A 2,566-nucleotide genomic window follows, 5' to 3' on the forward strand; every position below is an offset into this window, starting at 1 on the left:
CCGGAGCGGCAATCTGTCGGCGATAGGCTGCACCAGCTTTTTCCCCAGCAAACCGCTCGGCTGCTACGGCGACGGCGGTGCGATCTTCACCAGTGACGATGATCTCGCCGAAGTCATGCGCGAAATCCGCGTGCACGGACAGATGCAGCGCTACCGCCATTCCCGCATCGGTGTCGGCGGCCGCATGGATACGCTGCAATGCGCGATCGTGCTCGCCAAGCTGGATCGTTTCGATTGGGAAATCGAACAGCGCCAGCTCATCGCCGCGCATTATGACGAACTGTTCGGCAACCGCGTCGAACGCGTGCGGCAGCGGCCGGAGCGCACCAGCGTGTATGCGCAGTACACCGTCTACCTCGACGAGCGCGATGCGGTGCGTGATGCGCTCGATAAAGCACAGGTGCCTACCGCCGTCCATTACCCGGTGCCGATTCCGCTGCAGCCCGCGTATCGCCATTTCACGACGGAACATTTTCCCGTGTCGGCGCAGATGTCCAAGCGGGTACTGAGCCTGCCGATGGGACCGTATCTCGATGTCTATTCGCTCACCCGCGTCGCCGACCTGGTGCTGCGCGCGAAGGCGCAAAGCATGCTGGGCGCCGACCATCCGGCGTTGGATACGGTAAGCAGCGGTTAGCAATGAACAGAAGGTCCGGGACGGGCTAGGAAGGATAGACGTCCCTGGACCGGGTTTCAGCGAATCATTGAAAGTCACAGCGAGCGATCTTCCATGCCGGCGTCCAAGTTACCGAAAAACAGCAAGATGGCCATGCCGGGAGCGCGCCGGCGTGATCGGTCTTCGTTTGGAATGCCGGGATTCTCGAAGCGGCTGTTTGACCTGACGATCGTCGTCCTTGCGTGCCTGGTGCTGCTGCTGCCCATCCTGCTGGTGGCGGCAATGGTCGCGCTGTCGTCGAAAGGGCCGGTACTGTACTGGTCCGACCGCATCGGCATTCGCAATACCGTTTTCCGGATGCCGAAGTTCCGCACCATGCGCATCGGCACGCCGGTGGTGGCGACGCATTTGCTGGACAGCCCCGATGCCTACCTGACGCCGGTCGGCAGCTTCCTGCGCAAGAGCAGCCTTGATGAGCTGCCGCAGCTATGGAGCATCCTGAAGGGTGACATGAGCCTGGTGGGGCCGCGCCCGGCGCTGTTCAACCAGGACGATCTGGTCGCGATGCGCACCAGCCGGGGGGTGCATGAACTCCTGCCGGGACTGACGGGATGGGCCCAGGTCAATGGCCGCGACGAATTGCCGATTCCGGAAAAGGTGGGACTCGATGCGGAATATTTGCGGCGCCGCTCGCTGCTGTTCGATCTGCGCATACTCGGCATGACGATATTGAAGGTCGTGCAGCGCGACGGCGTGTCGCATTGACTGGCCTGCCCATGACCGCACTTTGCTCCCCCATCGACCGATTGCCCCGCCTTTCGCCGCACCATCCACGACCACTGCAGGGATCGAATGCCATGCCCTATTTTCTACGCGAATTGAGCAGGGTCGACCTGGCCCGGCTGACGAAATGGCGGAATGAACGCGATTTGGTCAACCAGCTGAATACCGCCTTTCGCTACGTCGGGCAGGAAACCGACCTCGACTGGTTCAATGAGTACGTCGCCAATCGCTTCAACAACATCCGCCTGGCGATCTGCGAAACGGAATCGGAAAAATTCATCGGCGTGGTTTACCTGCTGGAGATCGACTGGATCAACCGCAACGCCGAACATGCGATCTGGATTGGCGACAAATCCTTCCAGGGGCGCGGCGCGGGCGAATTCGCCACCCGCAGCGTGCTGCATCATGCTTTCACCGACCTGAACCTGCACCGGATACACCTGACGGTGCTGGCAACCAATGAGCGCGCGCTCAAGCTGTATCGAAAAGTCGGGTTCGTGGAAGAGGGACGCTTGCGGCAAGCGGTGTACAAAGAGGGGCACTATGTCGACCTGATCCGCATGGGAATGCTGGAAGAGGAATACGTCCGGCCCGCTCTCAAAACCGGAGACATCGTCTACCGTGGGCCGGTGCCTCCCGAACAACCGAAGCCCAAAGCCAGGCGCTTCATGAGTTCATCGGCACGGACCGTGTGAACCTCTGATCGTTTCAACGAAAAGTCCATCGGGCGAGTGCCGGTGGCTGATCCCTGCAGCACATACCCATCCAAGTGCATCGACAAACGTCTTCCTGCGACTGCGTTACCGAAGAGTGACGTCCTGCGTCAGTTCTTCGTTTCCGATCCAAGCCCCACATCATTTGCCGCGGTTGCGGCGGTATCGCGAATGCCTTGCCAGGTTGACGTCACTTTCCATTGAAATACTAACGACGCTTTGTTTTGGTGACAGGTCAGTCGTTCGACAAAACCGCGACGCTGAAATTCTGGCGCCTGCGTTCATTTCCTTCTGACGTTGAGACACCATCGCGCATGGCTCCCATTGCGCCGGCATCATTGCCGGCGCAGACAACAACACCGGCGTGCGTGGCTTTGCACCCGATGCGGAAATTCACGCCTGCAAGCTGTTCCCCGGCGGCCAGATCAGTCAATTGATCGACGCGCATGACTAC

The 2,566-nt window shown here is 60.2% G+C and carries 4 protein-coding genes; all 4 read left to right on the forward strand.

Going from position 1 to position 2,566, the window contains the following annotated elements:
* Positions 1-637: DegT/DnrJ/EryC1/StrS family aminotransferase (locus tag V7080_RS25140; protein WP_334191109.1), on the forward strand; the 637-nt coding region annotated here is incomplete at its 5' end.
* Between the two features lie 171 nt (positions 638-808).
* A complete protein-coding gene (locus tag V7080_RS25145) occupies positions 809-1,381 on the forward strand; it encodes a sugar transferase (protein WP_334191111.1) in 573 nt (190 codons plus the stop codon).
* Positions 1,382-1,473: 92 nt separating this feature from the next.
* A complete protein-coding gene (locus tag V7080_RS25150) occupies positions 1,474-2,094 on the forward strand; it encodes a GNAT family N-acetyltransferase (protein WP_334191110.1) in 621 nt (206 codons plus the stop codon).
* 382 nt (positions 2,095-2,476) lie between these two features.
* Positions 2,477-2,566 (forward strand): hypothetical protein (locus V7080_RS25155; protein ID WP_334191112.1); only part of this gene is annotated, 90 nt, incomplete at its 3' end.

The sequence above is a fragment of the Noviherbaspirillum sp. genome, from assembly GCF_036846085.1.
Taxonomy (GTDB): Bacteria; Pseudomonadota; Gammaproteobacteria; order Burkholderiales; family Burkholderiaceae_D; genus Noviherbaspirillum.